Annotated in this window: 19 protein-coding genes and 1 tRNA gene; 10 read left to right on the top strand and 10 right to left on the bottom strand. The window is 56.8% G+C overall.

Annotation, left to right across the window (positions count from 1 at the left end):
- Positions 1–110: 110 nt before the first annotated feature.
- Entirely contained in the window at positions 111–707 is a 597-nt protein-coding gene (locus A3GO_RS25420; protein WP_051302366.1) for a TetR/AcrR family transcriptional regulator, read from the bottom strand.
- 161 nt (positions 708–868) lie between these two features.
- Between A3GO_RS25420 and tcdA the strand changes: the two genes are divergently transcribed.
- Entirely contained in the window at positions 869–1,651 is a 783-nt protein-coding gene (gene tcdA, locus A3GO_RS0114630) for a tRNA cyclic N6-threonylcarbamoyladenosine(37) synthase TcdA (RefSeq protein ID WP_029134033.1), read from the top strand.
- A gap of 14 nt (positions 1,652–1,665) precedes the next feature.
- Here tcdA and A3GO_RS0114625 read toward each other — a convergent pair whose 3' ends face one another.
- The 4 genes from A3GO_RS0114625 to A3GO_RS0114610 all read right to left on the bottom strand — a co-directional run bounded on the left by A3GO_RS0114625 (position 1,666) and on the right by A3GO_RS0114610 (position 5,800).
- Positions 1,666–2,052 (bottom strand): hypothetical protein, encoded by a 387-nt coding sequence (locus A3GO_RS0114625; RefSeq protein WP_245621744.1) that lies wholly within the window; start codon positions 2,050–2,052, stop codon positions 1,666–1,668.
- A 237-nt stretch (positions 2,053–2,289) separates the two neighbouring features.
- Entirely contained in the window at positions 2,290–2,634 is a 345-nt protein-coding gene (locus A3GO_RS0114620; RefSeq protein WP_029134031.1) for a cupin domain-containing protein, read from the bottom strand.
- Between the two features lie 29 nt (positions 2,635–2,663).
- Positions 2,664–2,876 carry a YdcH family protein gene (locus tag A3GO_RS0114615; RefSeq protein WP_037375515.1) on the bottom strand — a complete coding sequence of 71 codons (213 nt, stop codon included), beginning with the start codon at positions 2,874–2,876 and terminating at the stop codon, positions 2,664–2,666.
- Between the two features lie 98 nt (positions 2,877–2,974).
- Positions 2,975–5,800, bottom strand: a complete 2,826-nt coding sequence (locus A3GO_RS0114610) for a valine--tRNA ligase (protein ID WP_029134029.1) — start codon at positions 5,798–5,800, stop codon at positions 2,975–2,977.
- A gap of 248 nt (positions 5,801–6,048) precedes the next feature.
- Between A3GO_RS0114610 and A3GO_RS0114605 the strand changes: the two genes are divergently transcribed.
- The gene (locus tag A3GO_RS0114605) at positions 6,049–8,187 is read left to right on the top strand and encodes an FAD-dependent oxidoreductase (protein ID WP_029134028.1); all 2,139 of its coding nucleotides are present in this window, start codon (positions 6,049–6,051) and stop codon (positions 8,185–8,187) included.
- An 83-nt stretch (positions 8,188–8,270) separates the two neighbouring features.
- Here the strand turns inward: A3GO_RS0114605 and A3GO_RS0114600 are convergent.
- A tRNA-Glu gene (locus tag A3GO_RS0114600) sits at positions 8,271–8,346 on the bottom strand.
- Between the two features lie 124 nt (positions 8,347–8,470).
- On the opposite strand from A3GO_RS0114600, the gene pcnB reads away from it, so the two are divergent.
- The 7 genes from pcnB to A3GO_RS0114565 all read left to right on the top strand — a co-directional run bounded on the left by pcnB (position 8,471) and on the right by A3GO_RS0114565 (position 15,711).
- The gene (pcnB, locus tag A3GO_RS0114595) at positions 8,471–9,784 is read left to right on the top strand and encodes a polynucleotide adenylyltransferase PcnB (RefSeq protein WP_029134027.1); all 1,314 of its coding nucleotides are present in this window, start codon (positions 8,471–8,473) and stop codon (positions 9,782–9,784) included.
- Positions 9,785–9,819: 35 nt separating this feature from the next.
- Positions 9,820–10,299, top strand: coding sequence for a 2-amino-4-hydroxy-6-hydroxymethyldihydropteridine diphosphokinase (folK, locus tag A3GO_RS0114590; RefSeq protein WP_029134026.1), 480 nt, complete (start codon positions 9,820–9,822; stop codon positions 10,297–10,299).
- Positions 10,292–10,951: a deoxynucleoside kinase gene (locus tag A3GO_RS0114585; RefSeq protein WP_029134025.1), complete on the top strand. Its 660-nt coding sequence runs from the start codon at positions 10,292–10,294 to the stop codon at positions 10,949–10,951. The genes folK and A3GO_RS0114585 overlap by 8 nt, the downstream gene beginning before the upstream one ends.
- 72 nt (positions 10,952–11,023) lie before the next feature.
- Positions 11,024–11,821: a 3-methyl-2-oxobutanoate hydroxymethyltransferase gene (gene panB, locus A3GO_RS0114580; protein ID WP_029134024.1), complete on the top strand. Its 798-nt coding sequence runs from the start codon at positions 11,024–11,026 to the stop codon at positions 11,819–11,821.
- Positions 11,818–12,669, top strand: a complete 852-nt coding sequence (gene panC / locus A3GO_RS0114575; RefSeq protein WP_029134023.1) for a pantoate--beta-alanine ligase — start codon at positions 11,818–11,820, stop codon at positions 12,667–12,669. The genes panB and panC overlap by 4 nt, the downstream gene beginning before the upstream one ends.
- A 250-nt stretch (positions 12,670–12,919) precedes the next feature.
- Complete coding sequence (locus tag A3GO_RS0114570; protein ID WP_029134022.1) at positions 12,920–14,656, top strand: mechanosensitive ion channel family protein; 1,737 nt, start codon at positions 12,920–12,922, stop codon at positions 14,654–14,656.
- The gene (locus A3GO_RS0114565) at positions 14,653–15,711 is read left to right on the top strand and encodes an SPOR domain-containing protein (protein WP_084610111.1); all 1,059 of its coding nucleotides are present in this window, start codon (positions 14,653–14,655) and stop codon (positions 15,709–15,711) included. Before A3GO_RS0114570 ends, A3GO_RS0114565 begins: the two co-directional genes overlap by 4 nt.
- 63 nt (positions 15,712–15,774) lie before the next feature.
- Here the strand turns inward: A3GO_RS0114565 and A3GO_RS0114560 are convergent, their stop codons facing one another.
- The 4 genes from A3GO_RS0114560 to A3GO_RS0114545 all read right to left on the bottom strand — a co-directional run bounded on the left by A3GO_RS0114560 (position 15,775) and on the right by A3GO_RS0114545 (position 21,735).
- On the bottom strand, positions 15,775–17,232 hold the full coding sequence (locus A3GO_RS0114560; protein WP_029134020.1) for an NAD-dependent succinate-semialdehyde dehydrogenase: 1,458 nt from the start codon (positions 17,230–17,232) through the stop codon (positions 15,775–15,777).
- A gap of 105 nt (positions 17,233–17,337) precedes the next feature.
- Entirely contained in the window at positions 17,338–18,810 is a 1,473-nt protein-coding gene (locus A3GO_RS0114555) for a glycogen synthase (protein ID WP_029134019.1), read from the bottom strand.
- A gap of 114 nt (positions 18,811–18,924) precedes the next feature.
- A complete protein-coding gene (locus A3GO_RS0114550; RefSeq protein WP_029134018.1) occupies positions 18,925–19,881 on the bottom strand; it encodes an arginase family protein in 957 nt (318 codons plus the stop codon).
- A 57-nt stretch (positions 19,882–19,938) separates the two neighbouring features.
- Positions 19,939–21,735: a hypothetical protein gene (locus tag A3GO_RS0114545; RefSeq protein WP_029134017.1), complete on the bottom strand. Its 1,797-nt coding sequence runs from the start codon at positions 21,733–21,735 to the stop codon at positions 19,939–19,941.
- Positions 21,736–22,318: 583 nt separating this feature from the next.
- Between A3GO_RS0114545 and A3GO_RS0114540 the strand changes: the two genes are divergently transcribed.
- Positions 22,319–23,272 (top strand): chemotaxis protein, encoded by a 954-nt coding sequence (locus A3GO_RS0114540; RefSeq protein ID WP_029134016.1) that lies wholly within the window; start codon positions 22,319–22,321, stop codon positions 23,270–23,272.
- The last annotated feature ends 34 nt before the right edge of the window (positions 23,273–23,306 follow it).

Raw genomic sequence — 23,306 nt, 5'->3', positions numbered from 1 at the left:
CAGCAAATATCTCTGTAAATCGCGGCCTGTTCAGGCGCGCCGCGTGTTCTGTATAAAATAAACCGAAAGGTATATTTTGATTGTGTCTCTCGCTTTCGTTGTCGATGGAATCAGGCTTCCAGTTGTCGGACGTAACGATGAAGCTGCGAGGTCGTCTGTTTAAGCACGCTGTCGTCCCGGGTGACGGCGTAGAGGGCGGCCGCGCCATTCAGCGAGATAAAGATAAAATTGGCAATTTCACGATGATTCAGGCCGGACTGGATCTGCCCCTGCGACTCCGCTTGCACCAGCCACTGCTGCAGCAGTTTGGAAAAGCCGATGAATCCGCGCAGCATGTGACGGCTCATCTCCAGTGACTGACCCGAGAGCTCCACCAGGGCATTCAGGAAGAAGCACCCCCCCTCAAAGATATCCTTGCCCAGATAGTTCATCAGGTCGTTTTCAATCACCTTTTCGATCCGCCGGAGTGGGTCGGTAATGTCGTGAACCCCGTCAAACACTACGCGGCGCCAGCGCCTTACCGCCTCGTCATAGATGGCATACCAGATCGCCTCTTTGCTTTCGAAGTGACCATACAGCCCCCCTTTGGTCAGGCCTGTCGCGTCCAAAATATTTGAAATAGATGTGCTGTGATAACCCTTTACGGAGAAAAGTTGTAGTGATTTCTCGATAATGAGTTGTCGTGTGCGTTCGCCTTTGGTTTCCATAGACTAGAAAAATATACCGTTCGGTATATTTACCATATCCCAGGGCGTGAAGCCGGGTCAATCAGTTGTTGGGATATTGTGTCAGGCCACTTAGAATGGGCCCCTCGACCGGGCCTGGAGAAACCAATGACCGGCGTGATGATTAATCAGTCAGGTAGCCGATGGATTACGCAAGACGATTTGGTGGTATAGCAAGACTCTATGGCGAGGCGGGACTCCGCGGTTTTGCCGAGTCGCATGTCTGCGTCGTGGGCATCGGCGGAGTCGGCTCCTGGGTAGCGGAAGCGCTGGCCCGCAGTGGGGTGGGGACCCTGACCTTGATCGATCTGGACAATGTGGCGGAATCCAATGTCAATCGACAGATCCATGCCCTGGAGGGTCAGTTTGGCCGCGCCAAGGTGGATGCCATGGCTGAGCGTATTCAGGGAATCAATCCTGAATGCAGGATTATCACCTGGGAAGAGTTTGTTGAGATTGACAATCTGGAGCGCTTGATCGGCAACCAATACGACTATCTGGTGGATTGCATTGATGCTTTTAAGACCAAGGCCGCGCTGATTGCCCATTGTCGCAGAAACAAGATCCGTATCATCACCGTGGGCGGCGCAGGTGGTCAGACCGAGCCGCTGAAGATCCGTCTGACCGATCTCTACAAGACCCAGCATGATCCGCTGCTGGCCAAGACCCGGAAGCTATTGCGCAAGGAGTATGACTTCCCAAAAAATCCCAAGCGGCGGTTCGATGTCCCCTGTGTCTACTCGGACGAGCAGCAGGTCTACCCGGATGGCAGGGGGGAGGTATGTAGCGTAAAGCCGGAAGGAGGGAGTGTTGGCGCGGGTCTGCACTGCGGCGGTTTTGGTTCGGCCATGACGGTTACGACGACTTTTGCCATGGTGGCCACCGCACATGTGTTGAAGAGATTGGCGATTCGCACCCGCTCTTGAGTTCCGGGGGCTGATCAACCGGCGTTCGCCACCTGTTCTCGGGTGTAGAAACGCCCAGCCCGCAGGAAGCCGGATATCACACCGGGGCGCAGGGCAGCTACATGACCCTCTGCGTCATAGCCTGAAACCCACTCGACTGGAACGCCGTCCAGCAGATGAATGGGTGCCGGGCTGCCGTCGGCGTAACGGGAAATAACACTGCAATCCGACAGGGTGTCATAAAAGGCCGGGACAAATCCTCCGCTCTGACAGTTATTGCTTACACCCGCCGTGGCTGCATATGCATGGTTTTCCCGTGCCAGCGCTCGCTGACTCAATAGCCCATGGCGTTTGATCTTCCGTTTACCGTCCACCTCTATTGGGGATGGCAATTCGGTCAATTGTTCGGTGATCTGTTTCATGGTCCATGCTCCTTTCTGCCTAAATAGCAGCATGGTGCATGCCAATAATAAAATAACCAATAAAAACAGTCGGGTATATGGCGTACAGGATCTGAACTGGTGGAGGAATTGAACAAACTGTAAAGTTTCTTTAACAGTTCGTACCATTAGGTGCCGGGCGATAACAGGCAGGAATCGGGGTTAAACCGGTAAAATCGCTGGTAGTGATCTGTTTGACCCAGCCCTGATGAACCGGGATTACTCGTAGGCACTCGGCACCATACACATGAATACCAGCGGGCTATCGCCGGTATTGCGATACTGGTGTACCTCGTGGGGTTTGACCAGCAGGTAGTCGCCTTTCTGTATCGGATGCCCTCTATTTCCCTCCATGGCCACGCCATTTCCTTCCAGGATGTAGTTCAGATGCTCGCTCTCATGGGAGTGATGCGGCGTATGGCCACCCGGTTCCAGGGTAAATACGCGAATGGAGAAGTTGGGGGCGCCGTCCGCCTTGCCGATAGGCACTTGCTTGGTTACTCCCTTGATGCCCTCCATGTTGACCGGGGTGGTCTCGCACTCATTCAGTCGGGTGATCTTCATTGGTCGGTTCCTGCACTTGGTGTTAACGATCAGGCATCCAGGTCGGGGATCAACTCATCTTCGAGCTTGGCGATGGCATCCTTCAGCAGCAGCTTGCGTTTTTTCAGGCGTTTCAGTTGCAGCTCGTTTTTATAGGCCGCCTCGGTAAGGGCGGCGATGGCCACATCCAGATCCCGGTGTTCCTGCCGGATTTCGAACAGTCGGTTTCTCAACTCTTCGTGTTGCGCGTCGATGGAGATCATAGGCCGGTTCTTAAAGGCTCATACTGGTTAAAGTGTAGTGGCCACGGACTGATGTGCAATTCTTTCCGGCATCCAGTCCGTGGCCGTCATAGGCTTAATTACAGCGCCTGGATCTTTTTCAGCTGCTGCTCCAGCTTTTCCAGCACGGCGATTTCGTCCGCCAGTTTGTTGCGCTCTTTCTGTACCACGGCTTCGGGTGCCTTATCAACAAACTTCGGATTGTTCAGCTTGCCTTCGAGGCGGGTGATATTTTCCTTCAGCTTGCCGATCTCCTTGTTCAGGCGGCCCAGTTCCGCCTCCTTGTCAATCAGGCCGGCCATCGGGATCAGCAGTTTCATCCCGCCCACCAGGGCCATGGCCGACTCGGGTGCCTCGTCATCACTGCCCAGCAGGGTGGCCGATTCGAGCCGCGCCAGAAAATCCAGGTAGTGCCGGTTGCGAATCAGGCGGGCCTGATCCTCGGGGTTGGCATTCTGCAGCAGCACCGGCAGCGGTTTGCTCGGGGCGATATTCATCTCGCCCTTGATCTTGCGGATGCCGAGGATGAACTGCATCACCCAATCCATCTCTGCCACCGCTGCCTGATCCATTAGGGCATCGTCGCGCACCGGAAAGGGCTGGTTCATGATGGTCTCGCCACCGCGGCCTGCCAGCGGGGCAACACGCTGCCAGATCTCCTCGGTGATGTAGGGCATTATCGGGTGGGCCACGCGCAGCAGCGTCTCCAATACGTTGACCAGGGTATGCCGGGTACCACGTCGGGCTGCCTGGCTGGCGCTGTCACCGGTCAGTACCGGTTTGGAGAGCTCCAGGTACCAGTCGCAGTATTCGTTCCAGGTGAACTCGTAGATCGCCTTGGCGGCGTGATCAAACCGGTAGCCGTCGGTGGCCTCGCTGACGGTGCTGATGGTGGATTGCAGGCGTGACAGGATCCAGCGATCCGCCATGCTCAACTCCATCTCGCCACCGGACTGGCCGCAATCCTGATTTTCGGTGTTTATCAGTACGTAGCGGGCAGCGTTCCACAGCTTGTTGCAGAAGTTGCGGTAACCCTCGATGCGTCCCATGTCGAACTTGATGTCGCGGCCGGTGGTGGCCTGGGAGGCAAAGGTAAAGCGCAGCGCATCGGTGCCAAAACTGGGGATGCCGTCGGGGAACTCCTTGCGGGTCGCCTTCTCGATCTTCTTTGCCAGTTGTGGCTGCATCATGCCGCTGGTGCGCTTGCTGACCAGCGCTTCCAGATCGATGCCGTCGATCAGGTCGATTGGATCCAGCACATTGCCCTTGGACTTGGACATCTTGTCGCCATGGCTGTCCCGCACCAGGCCGTGCACATAGACCTCCTTGAACGGCACATCATCCATGAACTTGATGCCCATCATGATCATGCGGGCGACCCAGAAGAAGATGATGTCGAAACCGGTCACCAGTACGCTGGTGGGGTAGAAGGTCTTGACCCGCTCGGTCTGTTCTGGCCAGCCCAGGGTGGAGAAGGGCCAGAGGGCGGAGCTGAACCAGGTGTCCAGCACGTCCTCGTCCTGGGTCAGGGTATAGTCCGCTGCCAGCTTGTGCTTTTCGCGCACCTCGGCTTCGGAGCGACCGACGTAGACGTTACCTTCGTCGTCGTACCAGGCGGGGATACGGTGTCCCCACCAGATCTGGCGACTGATGCACCAGTCCTCGATGTTGCGCATCCACTCGTAATAGGTGTTCTTCCAGTTGTCCGGCACAAACTTGATGCTGCCGTTCTCCACCGCCTCGATGGCCGGTTTGGCCAAAGGCTCCACCTTGACGTACCACTGGTCGGTGAGGAAAGGTTCGATCACCGAGCCGGAACGGTCGCCGCGCGGCACCATCAGCTTGTGATCGTCGATCTTCTCCAGTAGTTTCTGTGCTTCCAGGTCGGCCACCACTTTTTTACGGGCATCAAACCGGTCCATACCGATAAAGGCGACCGGGATAATGGCATCTTCATCGGCCTCGTGGTTACGGATTGCTGCATCGCTGGTGAAGATGTTGATCAGGCCGCCGTGGGGCTGTTCGGCAATTGCCTTCTCGTCCCGGTGCCTGAGCCATACCTGGTAGTCATTGAAGTCGTGGGCCGGGGTAATCTTGACGCAGCCGGTGCCGAACTCCGGGTCCACATAATCATCGGCAATGATGGGGATACGTCGGCCGGTCAGGGGCAGTTCCACGAACTCGCCCAGCAGGTGTTTGTAGCGATCGTCGCCGGGATGTACCGCCACCGCGCAGTCGCCCAGCATGGTCTCGGGGCGGGTGGTGGCGACCACCAGATGGCCCTGGCCATGGGTCAGGGGATAGCGCATATGCCAGAGGAAGCCATTCTCCTCTTCGGAGAGTACTTCCAGGTCGGAGACGGCAGTGTGCAGTTTCGGGTCCCAGTTGACCAGCCGTTTGCCACGATAGATCAGTCCCTCTTCGAACAGCCGGACAAACACCTCCTTCACGGCATCGGAGAGACCTTCATCCATGGTGAAGCGTTCGTTCTCCCAGTCGAGCGAGGCGCCCATGCGGCGTAGCTGGCTGGTGATGGTGCCGCCGGACTGGCCTTTCCACTCCCACACCTTCTCGAGGAATTTTTCGCGACCGTAGTCGTGCCGGGTCTTACCCTCGGCGTTGATCAGCCGCTCCACCACCATTTGGGTGGCGATGCCGGCATGGTCGGAACCGGCCTGCCACAGGGTCTTGTCACCCTTCATACGATGGTAGCGGGTGAGCGCATCCATGATGGTGTCCTGGAAGGCGTGGCCCATGTGCAGGCTGCCGGTGACGTTGGGCGGCGGGATCATGATGCAGTAGGGATGCTGGCTGTCGGCATCAGCGGAAGGGGCGAAATAACCGCGCTCCTCCCAAGTCTGGTACCAACGCTTTTCCAGGCTGTGGGGGTCGTAAGTCTTTTCCATGGATCGTCAGGCTGTCTTGTGTCAGGTTAATCGTCAGGGATAAAACGGGATATTATAACGCAAGCGATCCGGTTGAATTGAATATTTATCCCCGTCGAGAGGTTATGCAGGGAATCTCCTGAGCCATCGGGCGCCCATGACCCCGGGCTGGAAGGGTGAATGTTCGCTAAGATTGGGGCAGGGCGAAAGAAAAAGAGTCGTAGCGCGGTCAACTGCCATAAGAAATGTTGATAAGTCAGGGGAGTAAGATGAGCCGTAACCGGGTAGTGATGCTAATCGTGTTGGTGATAGTGATCGCCGGCTTTTTTATTTTTGATCTGGGACAGTACTTCAGCCTGGAGTTTCTCAAATCGCAGCAGGCCGCGTTGGAAGATTATCGGCAGGCCCATCCCCTGCAGACCGCCGCCGTGATGTTCGTGGTTTATGTGCTGGTGACGGCACTCTCCCTGCCGGGCGCGGCGGTGATGACGCTGGCGGTCGGTGCTATTTTCGGCCTGTTCTGGGGTACCGTGCTGGTCTCCTTCGCCTCCACCCTGGGTGCCACGCTGGCTTTTCTGATTTCACGCTTTCTGCTGCGTGATATGGTCCAGAACCGCTTCGGCGACAAGCTGAAGACGATCAATGCGGGTATCGAGAAAGACGGTGCCTTCTATCTGTTCGGGTTGCGCCTGGTGCCCCTGTTTCCATTTTTCGTGATCAATCTGGCCATGGGCCTTACCAGCCTCAAGACATTCACTTTTGCCTGGGTCAGCCAGGTGGGCATGCTGCTGGGGACCCTGGTTTATGTGAATGCTGGCACCCAACTCGGTAAAATTGAATCGCTGTCGGGCATTCTTTCGCCGGGTTTGATCCTCTCCTTCGTGCTACTGGGTATCTTTCCACTTATCGCCCGCAAGATCCTGGACGGTGTCAAGGCGCGCAAGGTGTTCAAGGCCTATCACAAGCCGGCCACTTTTGATCGCAACCTGGTGGTGATCGGGGCCGGTTCGGGGGGGCTGGTTTCGGCCTATATCGCGGCCGCGGTCAAGGCCAAAGTCACCCTGATTGAAAAGCACAAGATGGGTGGTGACTGTCTCAATACCGGTTGTGTTCCGTCCAAGGCGCTGATCCGCTCGGCGCGCTTTCTGGAGCAGACCCGCCGGGCGCAGGAGTATGGCTTCGAGTCTGCGACCGTGGAGTTTGATTTTTCACAAGTGATGGAGCGGGTACAGCGGGTGGTGAAAACCGTCGAGCCCCATGACTCGGTGGAGCGCTACACCGGACTCGGCGTGGAGGTCATTGAAGGGGAGGCGATGATCAGGTCCCCTTATGAGGTCGAGGTGAACGGCCAGACCCTGACGACCCGTAACATTATCGTTGCGACCGGTGCGCGGCCCTTTGTGCCACCTATTCCAGGGCTGGATCAGGTTCCGTATCTCACGTCGGATGATCTGTGGACGCTGCGTGAGTTGCCGAAGCGGCTGTTGGTGCTGGGCGGTGGCCCGATCGGCTGCGAACTGGCCCAGTGCTTTGCCCGTTTCGGTTCACAAGTGACCATTGTGGAGATGGCTCCCAGCCTGATGATCCGCGAGGATGAGGATGTCGTGGAACTGGTCACCGCGCGGTTCGAGGCGGAGGGGATCGAAGTCCTTGCCGGACATACCGCCAAATCGTTTGAAGTGGTGGAGGGGGAAAACAGGCTGACGGCGGAATATCAGCAGGAGTCCATCTCAATCCCCTTCGATCAGGTATTGGTCGCGGTTGGCCGAATGGCCAATACCACCGGCTTCGGCCTGGAGGAGCTTGGCGTGCGGGTCAGTGACCGGCGTACCGTGGAAGCCAATGAATTTCTTCAGACCAATTTCCCCAACATCTATGTCTGTGGCGATGTGACCGGCCCTTATCAGTTTACCCATACCGCCGCCCACCAGGCCTGGTATGCCGCGGTCAACGCCCTGTTTGGAGTGTTCCGTAAATTCAAGGTGGACTACTCGGTCATACCCTTTGCCACTTTTACCGATCCGGAAGTGGGACGGGTGGGGCTGAATGAGTTGGAGGCGAAGGAGCGGGGCGTGGCTTATGAGATCACCACCTACGGGCTGGATGATCTGGACCGCGCGATTGCCGATGGTGAGGCGCAGGGTTTTGTCAAGGTGTTGACGGTGCCCGGTAAAGACAAGATTTTGGGCGCAACCATCGTCGGTGAGCATGCGGGAGACCTGGTTGCCGAGTTTGTCACCGCCATGCGTCACGGTCTGGGGCTGAACAAGATCCTCGGCACCATCCACATCTATCCCACCTGGACCGAGGCGAACAAATTTGCCGCCGGTAACTGGAAGCGCGCCCATGCCCCGGTGCGGTTGCTGCGATGGGTGGAGCGTTTCCATGCCAGGCGGCGCGGTGCGTGAGCCGGTTATTGGCTGTGTGATCGTTTGGGATGAACAACAAAGGGTTGGCAGTTTCCTGCCAACCCTTTGTTTTCTCACGAATTTGGTACTCCCTAGGGGACTCGAACCCCTGTTGCCGCCGTGAGAGGGCGGAGTCCTAGGCCACTAGACGAAGGGAGCAGTGCGCTCAGGCGTGGCGTATTATACCCACAGTTTGTTTTGGCTCAAGCTGTAATGACCATTTTTTTTAGTGGCATGATTCTGTACACTCTGGGCGCCGCAATCTTTTTGAAGTGTATAAGGAATATTTAAAATAGCCACGCCCCATATCATTCCCCGTCCTGAGCACAACATCTCCAGGGCGAATATCAGCGAACATGCCACCAAGGTACTCTATCGCCTGAAGGCGGCAGGGTTTCAATCCTATCTGGTCGGCGGTGGTGTGCGCGACCTGCTACTGGGCCGGGAACCCAAGGATTTCGATGTGGCGACAGACGCCACCCCGGAGGAGGTCAAAGCGGTGTTTCGCAACTGTCGCCTGATCGGCCGCCGGTTCCGCCTCGCCCACGTCCACTTCGGGCGGGAAATTATCGAAGTTGCCACCTTCAGAAGTATGCAGGATGCCTCCGAACCGGGAGACCGGGAGACTGAGAATGGCATGCTGGTGCGGGACAATATCTATGGCTCCATCGAAGAGGACGCCCTGCGCCGCGATTTCACGATTAATGCCCTCTATTACAATATAGAGGACTTCTCGGTGGTGGATTATGCCGGCGGCATGGCGGATCTGCAGTCAGGGGTTCTGCGGCTGCTGGGTGATCCCGATATCCGCTACCGGGAAGACCCGGTGCGCATGTTGCGGGCCGTCCGCTTCGCCGCCAAGCTTGGGTTTGTGATCAATCCGGCATGCGAACAGCCTCTGTTTGAAATGGGTTCCCTGTTGCAGAGTGTGCCGGCGGCACGCCTGTTTGAGGAGGTGCTGAAACTGTTCATGGCGGGCGTGGCGTTACAGAGTTTTGAAAAGCTGCGTCACTATGGCCTGTTTGGTGAGCTGTTTCCGGAGACGGAGGAGTGTCTGGCCCACGAAGATCACGAATTCCCCATCACTTTCGTTATCCGCGGGATGCAGAATACCGATAGCCGTATCCGCGAGGGAAAGCCGGTAACGCCGGCCTTCCTGTTTGCGGTACTGCTGTGGGAACCGGTCAGGCTGTTGGCAGAACGTCTGCGGGAGAACGGCGAAGCGCCCTTGCCGGCCATGCAGCAGGCGGGCAGTGATATCCTGATGACCCAGCTTGAGCGGGTATCGATACCTAAGCGGTTCAGTATCCCGATGCGCGAGATCTGGAATCTGCAGCACCGCTTTGAACAGCGAGCGGGAAAACGTCCCCACCGACTGCTAACCCATCCCCGTTTCCGTGCGGCCTATGATTTTCTGTTGTTGCGCGCAGAAGCGGGAGAGGTCGACCAGGAGTTGGCCGACTGGTGGACCCATTTTCAGGAGCAGGACGGCGATGAACGCAACCAGATGGTTCGGCAGGCGAACAGCAGTGGCGATAGACCCCGCCGCCGCCGGCGCCGGCGCAAGCGTCCCGCCAAACCGGCCGACCCGAGCTAGCCAGACGACTGATGCGAAGCAGTGCAAATAAGCCCATGGTAACCGCCTACATAGGGCTGGGCAGTAATCTGGCTGAACCGGTGTTGCAGGTCAGACGTGCCTGTGAGGCCCTGACACAGCTGCCGGAAACCCGCCTGCTTGAATGTTCCAGTCTCTATCTCAGTCCCCCCATGGGGCCGGCGGATCAGCCGGACTACGTCAATGCGGTGGCGGCCCTTGAAACCACCCTTTTACCCTATGATCTGCTGGCCGGTATCCAGGCCATAGAGCAGGCCCAGGGACGTACCCGTGAGGTGCGTTGGGGCGCCCGCACGCTGGACCTGGATCTGCTGGTCTACGGGGACCAGATCATTAGCGACAAGGCGCTGACCGTGCCCCATCCCGGCATGCCGGAGAGGGCATTCGTGCTTTATCCGCTACAGGAGATCGCCCCCATGCTGAATATACCGGGGCTGGGATCTCTGGCGGCACTGGTAGCCAATTGCCCGAAAAATGGCTTGAAGCGCCATGCATGAGTCACTCGCAACACCGCCCGGTTATATCGTGGTGGAGGGACCCATCGGCGTCGGCAAGACCAGCCTGGTGAACCGGTTGGCGCAGAGCTTTGCGGCTGAAACCCTGCTGGAAGAGGCGGAAGAGAATCCATTCCTGGAGCGCTTTTATAATGATGGCCGCCAGGCCGCCTTTCCCACCCAGCTGTTTTTCCTGTTTCAGCGCAGCCGACAACTGGCGGGGCTGCGTCAGCAGGATCTGTTTCGTCGAGCCCTGGTGGCGGACTATATGCTGGAAAAAGACCGGCTGTTTGCCGGAATCAACCTGGATGCACAAGAGCTGAATCTCTACGAGCAGGTCTACGAGCGACTCTCCATGGAGGCGCCATCTCCGGATCTGGTGGTCTATCTCCAGGCGCCGGTGGATGTGCTGATGACGCGAATTCAGAAGCGAGGCCGGGTCCAGGAACGGCGTATGGAAGCCGCTTATCTGCAACGCCTGAGCAACGCCTATACCGATTTCTTCTACCATTATGAGAAATCGCCTCTGCTGATTGTCAATGCAGCGGAGATCAATCCGATTGAGCGGGAGAGTGACTACCGGCTGCTGCTGGAGCGGATCTGCAGCGTACGCAGCGGAAAACATTATTTCAATCCTGCACCACTCTTGTTGTAATATTGCACTGCACAATGCGGGTTATCCGATTCCGACTAACAGTGGAAAGAGAGAAAACGGGGTAAAAAAATCATGTCCCATGTGACAACCGCAACACTGATACAGATGAAGCAACAGCATGAAAAAATTGCTGTGTTAACCAGTTACGATGCCAGTTTCACCAGCCTGATCGAAGATGCGGGCGTGGAGGTGATCCTGGTCGGTGATTCGCTTGGGATGGTGATTCAGGGACAGGAGAGCACGCTGCCGGTGGACGTGGAGGAGATGGTCTATCACACCCAGTGTGTGGCCCGTGGCCGCCGCAAGGCGTTGCTGATTGCCGATATGCCGTTCATGAGTTACAGCTCGGCCGAGCAGGCGCTGGGGACTGCCGGGCGGCTGATGAAGGATGGCGGCGCCCACATGGTGAAACTGGAAGGCGGTGCCACCCAGTTGGAGACCGTGCGTCAGCTGACCGCCAACGGCATTCCGGTCTGTGCCCACCTGGGACTACTGCCCCAGTCGGTGCACAAACTGGGCGGTTACCGGGTACAGGGACGGGATGACGAGTCGGCCCGGATCATGAAAGAGGATGCCCTGGCGCTGGAAGCGGCCGGTGCCCAGATGCTGGTGCTGGAGTGTGTCCCCACCGGGCTGGCACGGGAGATCAGCGAGGCGCTGGAGATTCCGGTGATCGGTATCGGGGCCGGGCCCGGCTGCGATGGCCAGGTACTGGTAATCTACGACATGCTTGGCATCACCCCGCGCCAGCTGCCGCGCTTCGTGAAAAATTTCCTGCCGAGCGCCCACTCTATTTCCGAGGCGATCGCTCATTATGTCAAGGCAGTCAAGGACGGCAGCTTCCCCGGTGAGGAGCACAGCTTTAAATGATTACCGTTGAAACTGTTGCCGACCTTCGGCATACCGTATCCCGCTGGCGTGCGGCCGGAGAACGGGTGGCGCTGGTTCCCACCATGGGCAATCTGCATGAAGGCCATCTGGATCTGGTGCGAAAGGCGCGATCTCTGGCGGATCGGGTGGTGGTCTCCATCTTTGTCAATCCGCTTCAGTTTGGCGAGGGCGAGGATTTCGCCACTTATCCGCGAACCCTGATTGATGACTCGGATAAGTTGAGTGCGGCAGCCACCGATTTGCTGTTTACGCCGCAGGTCGCCGAAATGTACGCCCGGCCCCAGCAGGAGCAGACCCGGGTCGAAGTGCCGGGATTGTCAGGTCTGTTCTGTGGCGCCTCGCGTCCCGGCCATTTTGTGGGTGTCGCCACCGTGGTCTGCAAGCTGTTCAACATGGTTCAGCCGGATCTGGCACTGTTTGGCGAGAAGGATTTCCAACAACTGCTGGTGATTCGGCAGATGGTTCAGGATCTCTCGATTCCCGTCACCATCCATGGACTGCCGACGGTACGCGAGGTGGATGGGCTGGCGCGCAGTTCCAGAAACGGTTACCTGAGCGATACCGAACGTACCATAGCGCCGGCTCTTTATCGGCAATTGCAACAGACGGTGGTCGGGATAAAGCGCGGCAAGCACGATTATGCGGCGCTGGAGCGTCAGGCGATCAACCGGCTGGAGTCGGAAGGTTTTACGCCCGATTACTATGCCATTCGCCGTGCGGCTGATCTGGCAGAGCCGGGTGCGGATGATACATCCCTGGTTATTCTCGCAGCGGCTTATCTGGGTAAGGCCCGGTTGATCGATAACATTCAGTTGACCCTCGAATAGAGACCCCTAACCGGTCGACTCACCATTCACCTGCCCAAATTCCGGTTCCATCTCCATAGGGCGCCGCGTCGGCGCCGTGATCCGTCGTGCTGCTGTGATGGCGACCCCACCTCATGGCCGACAATGGGGACAAAGTTGCAGTGACTTGCCTGTGAAACGAAGATTCTGCCCAGTGTTTTAGACACTCCCGGGCCGGACGGGTAGACTGCACCCCAGTTTATGTGAGCGGAAGTGAAGGAGTCGGTTGATCATGTGGCGTCTGTTGCTACCGATGTTATTGCTGTTGTCGGGGTTGTCCCAATCGATTTATAGCCAGGAGGGGGTGACGGGGACGGAGAGTGCAGCTGTCAAGGCGGCGGCACCGCCCGATACTCTCATTTCCCCCCGGGCCACCATGGAGACCTTTCTCCATGCCATGAACGATATCAAACGGGGGGAACCGCAGCGGATAGACGATGCGGTAACCACACTGGACTTGTCCGATGTCAGTCCTTTGGTGCGCCGGGAGCGTGGGCGTGATTTGGCCTGGATGCTGCTGGAGGTGATGGACCGGACCCGCTTGATCGATACCGGACGGATTCCGGCCAACCCCACCGGTGAGCCCTACCTGTTTGCCCGTTATAAAAGCGGTGTTATCCGCATTGCGCCTATGGAAGATGGGCGCTGGCTGTTCGACCGGGAGGGCGTCAGCCGGTTGCCGATGATACTGGATGAACTGTCGGCGACCAAGCGGGTAAAGGGGGATGATGATGCGCAATATCTCCCGTGGCATCTGCGTCTGAGGCAACAGATACCCGAACGTCTCAAACAGAAAGACTTTCTGCTTGAGAACTGGCAGTGGATCGGTATTTTCATCATTATTCTGGTGGGTGTGGTTGCCGATAAGCTGGTCTCCCTGGTGCTGCGCAGTTTGGTGCGGCGGTGGAAGAACCGCAGTAGCGGTGACGAATTCCAGGCCCTGTCCGACCAGGTCCTGCGACCGCTTGGCCTGATGGTGATGGCGGTTATCTGGTGGGTCGGCATCAACCTCCTCGGACTGGGCGAGGATTCCCTGCTGGTACTGCTTGTCGCGGTGAAATTTCTCGCCAGCCTGTCCGGTGTCTGGGCCGCCTACCGACTGGTGGATATCGTCGCGATCTATCTGCTGCGTCGCGCACTCAGGACCGAAAGCAAGCTGGACGACGCCCTGGTTCCGCTGATTCCGCGCACCCTGAAGATTTTTGTCACTGTCATCGGTTTTGTCTTCATTGCCGATAATATCAATGTGGACATATCGAGTCTCCTTGCGGGCCTGGGACTGGGCGGCTTGGCCTTTGCCCTGGCGGCCAAGGATATGGTGCAGAACCTGTTCGGTTCCGTCACCGTGCTGATGGACCGCACCTTTAGTGTGGGTGACTGGATTATTGTGGGTGGGGTGGAAGGCTCGGTGGAGCGGATCGGTTTCCGGAGTACCCGAATCCGCACTTTCTACAACTCGGTGGTTACCGTGCCCAATTCCAAGTTCATCACCGCCGATGTCGACAACATGGGGGAGCGGCGCTACCGCCGCCTCTCCTGCAAACTCTCACTGACCTATGATACGCCGCCAGACCGGATCGAGGCCTTCTGTGAGGGTGTGCGGGAGCTGATTCGACAGCATCCCTATATGCGCAAGGACTATTATCAGGTCTACCTCAACGAATTCGCCGCCTCTTCGCTGAATGTACTGCTGTATGTGTTCTGGGAGACGCCGGAATGGAATACCGAGCTGCGTGAACGCCACCGTTTTATGCTGGATATCCTGCGCCTGGCCAAGCGGTTGGGTGTTGAGTTCGCCTTTCCCACCCAGACGCTGTATATGCGAACGGAAGACATCCCTGCTCAACCGGGGGAGACAGTGCCGCAGACCCAGGCTTTCGAGTTGGGTCGTCAGGAGGCGGTGGCGGTGGTCGCCGAGTCCACCGGAATCGGTGTCAAACCCCCGCCAGTGATATTCCCGCCCGCATGATGAAGCGAACCCTGTCGGGTAAACTGCTGTTGATTGCAGGACTGCTGTGGGGTACCCAGTGCGCGGCCGCCGTTGATCCGGTACAGGCCGGCTATCGTGCCTTTGAACAGCAGCAGTGGCGCGATGCCTACGAGTACTGGGTGCCCGAGGCTGACCGGGGCAATGCCGAAGCACAGTTTTATCTCAGCAGGTTGTTTCGTGATGGCCTGGGAGTCGAACCCAGTGAGGTGACGGCGTTGACCCTGTTGATGCTGGCCGCCGAGGGTGGGCATGCCGCGGCAGCGTATCGATTGGGTAATCTCTATCATACCGGTGAGTTGATCGAACAGGATGGGGAACGGGCGCTTTATTGGTGGCGTCGGGCGGCCGGGCAGGGCGATGTGGCGGCACAGCTTCGGTTGGCTGCACTTCACTACCTGGGGTGGATGGTCGAGCCGGATCATGAAAAGACGCTCGAATGGTATCGGCGCGCGGCGGATAACGGATCGCAACGGGCATTGGTCATGCTGGACCATTTGGAGTTTGCCGATTCGCCAATCTACAGCGGGTCGGTGGATGTCATGCAGGTCGCCGTCAGTGACGCCGCGTTGCGACTGATGGCCACCGGCGTGGCGGCATCCGGAACCGGTTCGGATGCGGTCACTTTGGTTGCATCACGGCAGAGTGCCCGCCTGCTGGGGCAGACCGTCACTCCGGCGGACCTGGCGGTTGATGAATCGGCACTGCTGTCGGCGACACCGACCGGTGATGTGGCGGTCGTAGCCAGTCAGAATGATCTGGCCTGGATAGAGGACCAGCCGGAAGACAATTTTACCTTGCAGCTTTTCAGCAGCGACAAGCGGGAGAGCGCCGAACGTGTGGCGCGTATGTTGAAGAGTTCATGGCGTGTCGCTATTTTCCCTTTCGATCGTTTCGGTTACCGCTGGTTCGGGGTGCTCGCTGGCAGTTTCGACAGTATGCAGCAGGCGACGCAGGCGAAAGATCGGCTGCTGGCCGACAACCCCATCGAGTCTCCCTGGATCCGACGGTTTCAGAATGTCCGCAAGCGGGATTGATATATCCGATGGTGACCAGCGGGTGGTCTATAGGGATCGCCCGGGCCGAGTCAACGGAATCCTTTACGCCTGACCGAGACCACCCATGCAGAGATATTTCATCTCGATGAAGTCATCCATGCCGTAGCGCGAACCCTCGCGGCCGATTCCTGATTCCTTGATACCGCCGAATGGTGCGACCGCAGTGGAGATAATGCCTTCGTTAATCCCGATCATACCGGTCTCCAGGGCCTCGGCCACGCGCCAGACCCGGCCAATGTCGCGGGCATAGAAATAGGCGGCCAGTCCGAAGGGTGTGTCATTGGCCAGGTCGATCGCCTCCTGCTCGGTCTTGAAGCTGAACAGGGGGGCGACGGGGCCGAAGGTCTCCTCGCAGGCAATGTGCATTTCACGCGTGACGCCGGCCAGGATAGTTGGTTGGTAAAAGGTGCCACCCAGGGTATGGCGCTGCCCCCCGGTCATCAGCCGGGCGCCTTTTGCCACGGCGTCATCCACATGACGCTGCACCTTCTCCACGGCGGCCTGATTGATCAACGGTCCCTGCTGGGAATCACTGGTCAGTGCTGGCCCTACCTGCAGTGCGTCGACCGCCCGGGTCAGCTTTTCGGCAAACTCGTCATAGATACTCTCCTGGATCAGGAAGCGGTTGGTGCAGACGCAGGTCTGGCCGCTATTGCGGTATTTTGATGCCAGCGCACCAGCCACGGCAGCGTCGATATCGGCATCATCAAACACCAGGAAGGGGGCATTGCCACCCAACTCCAGGGAGACCTTTTTAACCGTACCGGCGCACTGGGACATGAGCAGCTTCCCGACAGCGGTGGAACCGGTGAAGGAGAGTTTGCGAACGATCGGGTTGCTGGTCAGTTCGCCACCCACCGCCACGGCATTTTCCGTGGGCAGGACGTTGAACACACCGGGCGGTATGCCGGCCTCATCCGCCAGGGCCGCCAATGCCAGTGCGGAGAGCGGGGTGTCCGGTGCCGGCTTGATTACCACGGTACAGCCGGCCGCCATGGCCGGTGCACATTTGCGGGTGATCATGGCGTTGGGAAAGTTCCAGGGGGTGATGGCGGCTACTACCCCGATCGGCTGCTTGATCACTACAAAACGCCTGTCCGCCGCGTGGGCCGGGATCACGTCACCGTATACCCGTTTCGCCTCTTCGGCGAACCACTCGATAAAGCTGGCGCCGTAGGCGATTTCGCCGCGACTTTCCGCCAGCGGTTTACCCTGCTCCAGACTGAGCAGTTGAGCCAGCGCCTCCTGATTGGCCATGATCAGTTCAAACCAGCGGCGCAGCAGATTGCTGCGCTCCTGCGCAGTACGCTTGCGCCAGCATCGAAAGGCCAGATCAGCCTGCTCGATGGCGCGTCTCGTCTCTGCCGCACCGAGTGAGGGCACACGGGTGATCTCGCTGTTGTCTGCGGGATTGGTGACCGCAAAGGTGTGGCCGTTGTCGGCGGAAATCCACTCGCCGTTGATATAGGCCTGGTTTTTAAGGAGGTTGGAAATGGTCATCTGCTGGTGCCGCCCCGGTTTTGCTATTGCTGTGTCAATTGCGTTTCATGTTGACACCATTACAGATGGGGATCAATGCAGGGTTCGTGGGGTAAACCGGGATGCTCAGTGAGCGGGCGTGGCTACCGGATTGTCTATTGCCGATTGGTAGCACTGCAGATACCTGTTGGTGGTCTCGGCGGCATGAAAACTCTGGGCCATGCCCTGTAGTGCCAGCTTCTGCCACCAGATCGCCGGCTTTGCACGAAATGTGCTTGCCCTGCTGATTGCGTCGGCCAGTTGCTCGGGTGTTGTCTTGTAATAGAGAAAACCGCTGGCGCTGCCATGCAGCAGATTGGCCGGGGTGGCGTCAGTTACGATCTCCCGTATTGAAGTCGAGGCGTGGGCAATGGGAACCGTTCCATAGCTGAGCGCACATTGCGCCTGAAGTGCCGATGGGTAGTGTCGGGCGGGCATGAGCAGGCAGTCACTGCCGGCCAGGATTCTGTGCCAGCGAGCCTCATCGGTTGCATGCCGCACACTGAGTCGTTGTGGAAATCGTTCGGCGCTGTCGAGCAACGGCTGAAGTGCGGGATCGTTTTCTCCGGCGGCAGCCAGTATGTGAATGGGCGTGTCGGGTGCAATGGTTTGCAGCAGGGAGGCAATCTGCTCAGGCTCGCTAGTGTCGCGACCAGTGGCGAGATAGCCGATCAGCAGGTCATGTTCATCCAGGGGCAGGTTCAGTTCCGATTGTAAGCGTTGCCGGTTGAGTCCTTTTAGCTCGAATGATGAGCTGTCAAAGTGCTGTTCTATATGCACATCGGTGGTTGGGCTCCAGCGCTGATAGTCGATGCCGGACGGGATGCCGGTCAGCCGGTCAGTGCGTTTTTTCAGCAGGGGCGCCAGTGGGTGTAAGGTGTGATCATTCAGCAGCTCCTGGCGATAACCGGGGCTCGGCAGGATCAGTTGATCAGCCATCAGGATCGCCCCTTTTTCGAACGAGAAGCGCCCCTGCATCTCCAGAGCACCGGATTTCAGCAGTTCAACTGGTATGGAGAGCGCGTTGATCTGCTCGGTGTGGCAATACTGGTGTTTCGCCTCATGCATGGAGTAGATCGTTGCGGGACGACTCCATGCGCCCCCGAGCAGTGGAATGGCCAGTGCTGTCTGCCAGCCGCTGCAGTGCAGCAGGTCCGGTTGCCAGTTGATTCCTGCCTGATTGATTGCCATTAATGAGACGATGCGACTGAACAGTCCGAAGCGGATGGCATCTTCTGGACCACGATTGTCCGGCCGGTCGAATTGTCCTGGTATGTCTACCAGATAGAGGGGGATGCTCTGTCCTGCTTGCCCTTGCAGAATTCGTGCTTCCCGATTATCGCCGGGCAATCTGATTCTGGATGTCTGGATAACGGCGTCTGTCTGTGACAGCAGCCAGGAGTAGGCAGGTACTATCAGGCGTACATCATGCTCCATCGCACTGAGTGTCGAGGTCAGGGTGGTGATGAATTCGGCTTGCTCACTGAAGCCGTTCAGCGATGCGATCTCGCTCGATGCAAATAGAACTCTTTGTGGTGTCAGTGGCAGCTCTCTGTTCATAAAGTACGACGTGGCGGTTTTTGATCATCCTGTGTAGTAGCCGCTTGGCGATTATTTATTATTGTGAGTTTGACCTGATGGGTCTGGTGGAGCTGTGGAGAGTATATATCTATTTTAGGAACCAGGCGAGTTTTCGGCTGTTCCTGTTAATAACCCACGAATTGTCTGCAGCCATGCCGTGGCGATGTTCGCCCGGTTATAACCGCCACCTCCCAGTGCCAGAACCCGTCCATTGCAGACGGTCCGTGCGTATTCGCCGATCCGCTTTGCCGTCTGGTAATGCACTTCCGGGCTGAACTGCAGGTGGGTGATGGGATCACCGGCAAGACTGTCCGCACCACACTGCAGGATAATGAACTCAGGTGGATGCTGCTCCATGAATTCGGCTATTTTCGGCCAGTAGTTGAAAAAAATCTCATCCGTTGCGCCGGGCGGCATCGGGATATTCAGTTTTGTGCCTCGTGCCGGACCGCTGCCACATTCGGTTGCACTACCGGTACCTGGATAGAGGTAGCGGCCGTCTTCATGCACATCAATAAACAGCAGATCAGGGTCCTGCTCAAAGGCGTAGAAGACTCCGTCGGCATGGTGCGCGTCGATATCGATATAGAGTATCCGGTGAATCCGGTGTCGTCTGCGCAGAGCTTCAATGGCAATACCACAGTCGTTGAATACACAGAATCCGGCAGAGGATGTTCGACTGGCATGATGCAGGCCGGCGATGGGCACGAATGCCTGGGAGGCATGCTCCGACATGATCTCATTCACTGCATCCAGCACGCTGCCGACCACTACCAGCGCGGTTTCGAATATACCGGGGAACACCGGTGTGTCCATGTCCAGCATCCCCACGCCCAGATCGGACAGTTGCTGAACCCGGTGTACATATTCGGCGCTGTGGAATAGCCGTGCATCTTCGGCAGTGCCCTGAACCGGAGCCTTGACGGTGCTGAGCTTCAGCAGTGCCGATCGCTGGAAGGCTTGCCAGAAGGCGTTGAAACGGTCGGGGCCCAGTGGGTGACCTTCACCGAAACCGTATCGTGCGAGGGCTTCACCCGCGTAGACCAACATGATCGCACGTCCCGGTTAACAGTGTGGAAAGTGATTTGATGGAGAGCGTAGTAGACATTATGAAAACAGACGGCCGAGCCAAGAGCGTTTTCGCGCCTCTGGTACGGTTTCGCTTTTATGTTGTCGCAATAGTACGGGCCGCTTGATCACGCCCTTGAGGCATTGATTGCATATTTCATTGTACAGGGCACGGGACTCCTTCAGCAGCGCCTCCTTGTCGCGTACGAAATAGTCGCTGACACCGGAATTGAAGGCATCGACAATATCCTGAAATCCGGCGAAGGTCTCGGCGATCACGAACTGGGCTGATTCGTTGTTCAGAAAAACCAGTTCATCGATCATCTCCCGGAGTGATTTCTCCTTCTGCCTTTCCTGATCCATCAGTCCTTGCAGTTTAATTCTAAGAATATCGCTGAACTGTTTGAATTGAGCGATCTTCTCGTCATCAGGCACCAGGATGGATCGATCCACCACCACTTTCAGCTGGGCAATATTCTGTATCAGGTGATAGGTGGTGAGATCGGAAATCAGGCTGCGCATCTTTTCCAGTTCTATTGCACGCTCTTTGGCAACAATGGCCTTGCCGTGTGACAACAGGTTGGCGTTGGAAAAGAGAATGGAATATATCTTGATCCAACTGGCCAGTTGGGTCGGGCTCAAGGCGGTGGAGATACTGAGAGCGGACCGTTCCAGTTCAGCAAAGGGCTTGCTGGCCGCATTCTGCATTTGTCTGGTGGAGAGTTCAAACACCTCTTTCAGGCAAATCAGTTTCTCCAGGGCAATCTTGACTTTTGCCTCATGTTCTCCCGACAGCTGGTCGGCACTGGGTGCAATCTGTTTCAGGAATTCATTGGTGAAGGCCAGTTCGCCTTCGATCATGCGGTGGCGGATACGCATCTGCTCCTCTGCACAGAGGTACTCATCGACGAAGGTGGCCGCCAGTTTGCGAAGAATCGCCGGTTCATCATTGTTAATCTGTTCCAGCAGATCACTGAATATTTTTCTCGCTTTTGGCGACAATGTGTCAGAACTTTTGTATTGAAGAACATGTGAGATCTGGCCGGCAATCTTGTGATGGATTTCGTCCGGTAATAGCTGATGTTTTTTTATATATTTCAGCAGATTGATGAATGCCAGATGTAACGACACCTGAGTCGCTATGGTGGGCTCGATACCACTCGACCGGTAGTCCCAGAACAGATTGAATTCGGACGGCTCCCCTTCAGTCTCCGGGCCATTTACCTGGCTGGGCTGTTTCTCCAGCATTAACTGGACGATCTTCATCAGGTAGGGCTTGACCGAGAGGTATTTGTAATCGGTCTTCAGAAGATTATAGAGCTGGTTGAATTGGGCGTTGAGAAGCGCGGCATTTTTCAGTGGAAAATTGCTGTAAGGTTGCAGCAGGTCAGAAATGGTTCTGCGACCCTTTTCTATACGGATGAGGGCACTCTTGTATTCATCCACCAGGTCGTCAGACAGTTTCTTGTTGTCGCCATGGTCCGGGTTCTGCCGTATAGCCGTGAGGAAGTCGTCCGGCATTTTGGATGCCAGGTAGACGTCGGCGGCATCCGGGCCAAATTTTTTCCTGATCTGTTCGCCGACCTCGAAATAGTTGGCCTGGATGGATCGTTCGGCGCTGGCATTCAGGATATCTTCCAGCTCGCTGATCAGCGCGGCGGCCAGCTGCTCCTGTTTTATCGATGAGGATGACAGCTTTCCCGCGGCGAGCAGACGCCGATAGGTGGCCATATAGTCTGGGGCATTCCTGATCTGATCGACCAGGCGGATCAGCCCCAATATGTCCTGGCGGTCATACTTCTCCAGCAGTGCTGCTTGCTGTACCGATAGCTCCATAAATCTGGAATCCTCAGTTAACTGTTGTATGGCACATATAGTTTCAAGAATGTCCGATCTACCCGGCCGGAGTGTCGCTTTTTCCCGTCTAGGAGTTTGTCGGGCTTTTCCGCACCAGATCAGTGTTAAGCCCGAGAGGCGCCTGGCCTACTGTGCCCGGGGCAGCCGTGCTGACGGTAAAGAGCAATGATCCTGTATACATAGGATAGCCAGATAACGGCAATTCCCGGTTAATATTTAACGCACTGGTTCTCAATTGTTGGCCAGATAGTCCACCAACTCCAATGTCGATATGTTCATGACTGAACCTGGCCAACCCTCTATCCCGCAATGCAAGGTGTCGATGAAATAAGATGGATTGTCTTTATGTATACGAATTTAAAGGTGATCCAGATAGTTTTTATTCCTCGAATATAGGATTAATTGTTATTCAAAACAATTGATTAGAAGAAATATTTGTCGTGGTATGTATTTGACTAAAGCAATCTTCTGAGCGGCCGCTATCTTACTCAACTGGAGTTAGAACCGGGCCCTTCAGGCACAACATAACAAAGCACTTCAACCCATTGATTGGCGGTAGGTAATGGCAAATTTCATCGATTCTGTAGACAGTCGCACACAATTGGCAGGCACCAACAGGCTGGAGGTGCTGCTGTTCAGTTTGGGTCGCGACTCCGTGACTGGAAGAGAAGAGACTTTCGGCGTCAATGTCTTCAAGGTGCGGGAGGTGATGCATATCCCGGAGATTACACGTGCACCGGACATGCCCGCCTCGGTGGAGGGAATGGTCAGCCTGCGCGGCAGCATGATACCGATCATTAACCTGCCCAAATTCTGCGGAGTCAACTCCGAGCAAAAACCCAGTATTCTCATTGTCACGGAATATAACAAGAATGTGCAGGGCTTTCTGGTGCACTCGGTGGACAATATCGTGCGGCTTGCCTGGGAGGATGTGAAGGTTCCACCGAACATGATGGCCCAGCAGCACGGTGGACTGGTGACGGCTGTGACCGAGTTGACCGACAAACGCATCGTGATGATCATGGATGTCGAGATGGTACTGGCCAAGACCTCAGGGTTCGGTGAAGGTGAAGAGCTGTTTGAAGGTATCGAGAAGCTTGATCGTGATGATGTAACGGTACTTTTTGCCGATGATTCCGCCGTGGCCCGGGATCAGATTGTCAGAACCCTGAACCATATCGGCGTTAAACACCTGAGCGCGTCAAACGGCTCCGAAGCGTGGGAGAAGATCAAGGATCTGGCGGACCGGGCAGAGGCGACCGGTCATAAGGTGAGTGACTATGTCCAGGTGATTCTAACCGATGTGGAGATGCCTGAAATGGATGGTTATGTATTGACCAAGAATATCAAGCAGGATCCACGACTGGCCGGTATTCCGGTCATCATGCACTCGTCACTATCCGCGGATGCCAATCAGGAGTTGGGAAAAGGTGTGGGTGCCGATGCCTATGTGCCGAAATTCCAGCCGGTCGAGCTGGCGGCCAAACTACAGGAGATTCTGAGCGGTCATCCCTGATGATGAAGGGCGGGTTGACCGCCTGGCAATTTCA

This window comes from Sedimenticola selenatireducens DSM 17993, from assembly GCF_000428045.1.
GTDB lineage: Bacteria > Pseudomonadota > Gammaproteobacteria > Chromatiales > Chromatiaceae > Sedimenticola > Sedimenticola selenatireducens.
Note: the sequence above shows the minus strand (reverse complement) of the source record. Positions and strands in the feature narration are given on the sequence as shown.

Excerpts from the sequence above, each read along its gene's own strand:
- A3GO_RS25420 (WP_051302366.1), bottom strand. The coding sequence starts at position 707 with ATGGAAACCAAAGGCGAACGCACACGACAACTCATTATCGAGAAATCA.
- tcdA (WP_029134033.1), top strand. The coding sequence starts at position 869 with ATGGATTACGCAAGACGATTTGGTGGTATAGCAAGACTCTATGGCGAG.
- A3GO_RS0114625 (WP_245621744.1), bottom strand. The coding sequence starts at position 2,052 with ATGAAACAGATCACCGAACAATTGACCGAATTGCCATCCCCAATAGAG.
- A3GO_RS0114620 (WP_029134031.1), bottom strand. The coding sequence starts at position 2,634 with ATGAAGATCACCCGACTGAATGAGTGCGAGACCACCCCGGTCAACATG.
- A3GO_RS0114615 (WP_037375515.1), bottom strand. The coding sequence starts at position 2,876 with ATGATCTCCATCGACGCGCAACACGAAGAGTTGAGAAACCGACTGTTC.
- A3GO_RS0114610 (WP_029134029.1), bottom strand. The coding sequence starts at position 5,800 with ATGGAAAAGACTTACGACCCCCACAGCCTGGAAAAGCGTTGGTACCAG.
- A3GO_RS0114605 (WP_029134028.1), top strand. The coding sequence starts at position 6,049 with ATGAGCCGTAACCGGGTAGTGATGCTAATCGTGTTGGTGATAGTGATC.
- folK (WP_029134026.1), top strand. The coding sequence starts at position 9,820 with ATGGTAACCGCCTACATAGGGCTGGGCAGTAATCTGGCTGAACCGGTG.
- A3GO_RS0114585 (WP_029134025.1), top strand. The coding sequence starts at position 10,292 with ATGCATGAGTCACTCGCAACACCGCCCGGTTATATCGTGGTGGAGGGA.
- panB (WP_029134024.1), top strand. The coding sequence starts at position 11,024 with ATGTCCCATGTGACAACCGCAACACTGATACAGATGAAGCAACAGCAT.
- panC (WP_029134023.1), top strand. The coding sequence starts at position 11,818 with ATGATTACCGTTGAAACTGTTGCCGACCTTCGGCATACCGTATCCCGC.
- A3GO_RS0114570 (WP_029134022.1), top strand. The coding sequence starts at position 12,920 with ATGTGGCGTCTGTTGCTACCGATGTTATTGCTGTTGTCGGGGTTGTCC.
- A3GO_RS0114565 (WP_084610111.1), top strand. The coding sequence starts at position 14,653 with ATGATGAAGCGAACCCTGTCGGGTAAACTGCTGTTGATTGCAGGACTG.
- A3GO_RS0114560 (WP_029134020.1), bottom strand. The coding sequence starts at position 17,232 with ATGACCATTTCCAACCTCCTTAAAAACCAGGCCTATATCAACGGCGAG.
- A3GO_RS0114555 (WP_029134019.1), bottom strand. The coding sequence starts at position 18,810 with ATGAACAGAGAGCTGCCACTGACACCACAAAGAGTTCTATTTGCATCG.
- A3GO_RS0114550 (WP_029134018.1), bottom strand. The coding sequence starts at position 19,881 with ATGTTGGTCTACGCGGGTGAAGCCCTCGCACGATACGGTTTCGGTGAA.
- A3GO_RS0114545 (WP_029134017.1), bottom strand. The coding sequence starts at position 21,735 with ATGGAGCTATCGGTACAGCAAGCAGCACTGCTGGAGAAGTATGACCGC.
- A3GO_RS0114540 (WP_029134016.1), top strand. The coding sequence starts at position 22,319 with ATGGCAAATTTCATCGATTCTGTAGACAGTCGCACACAATTGGCAGGC.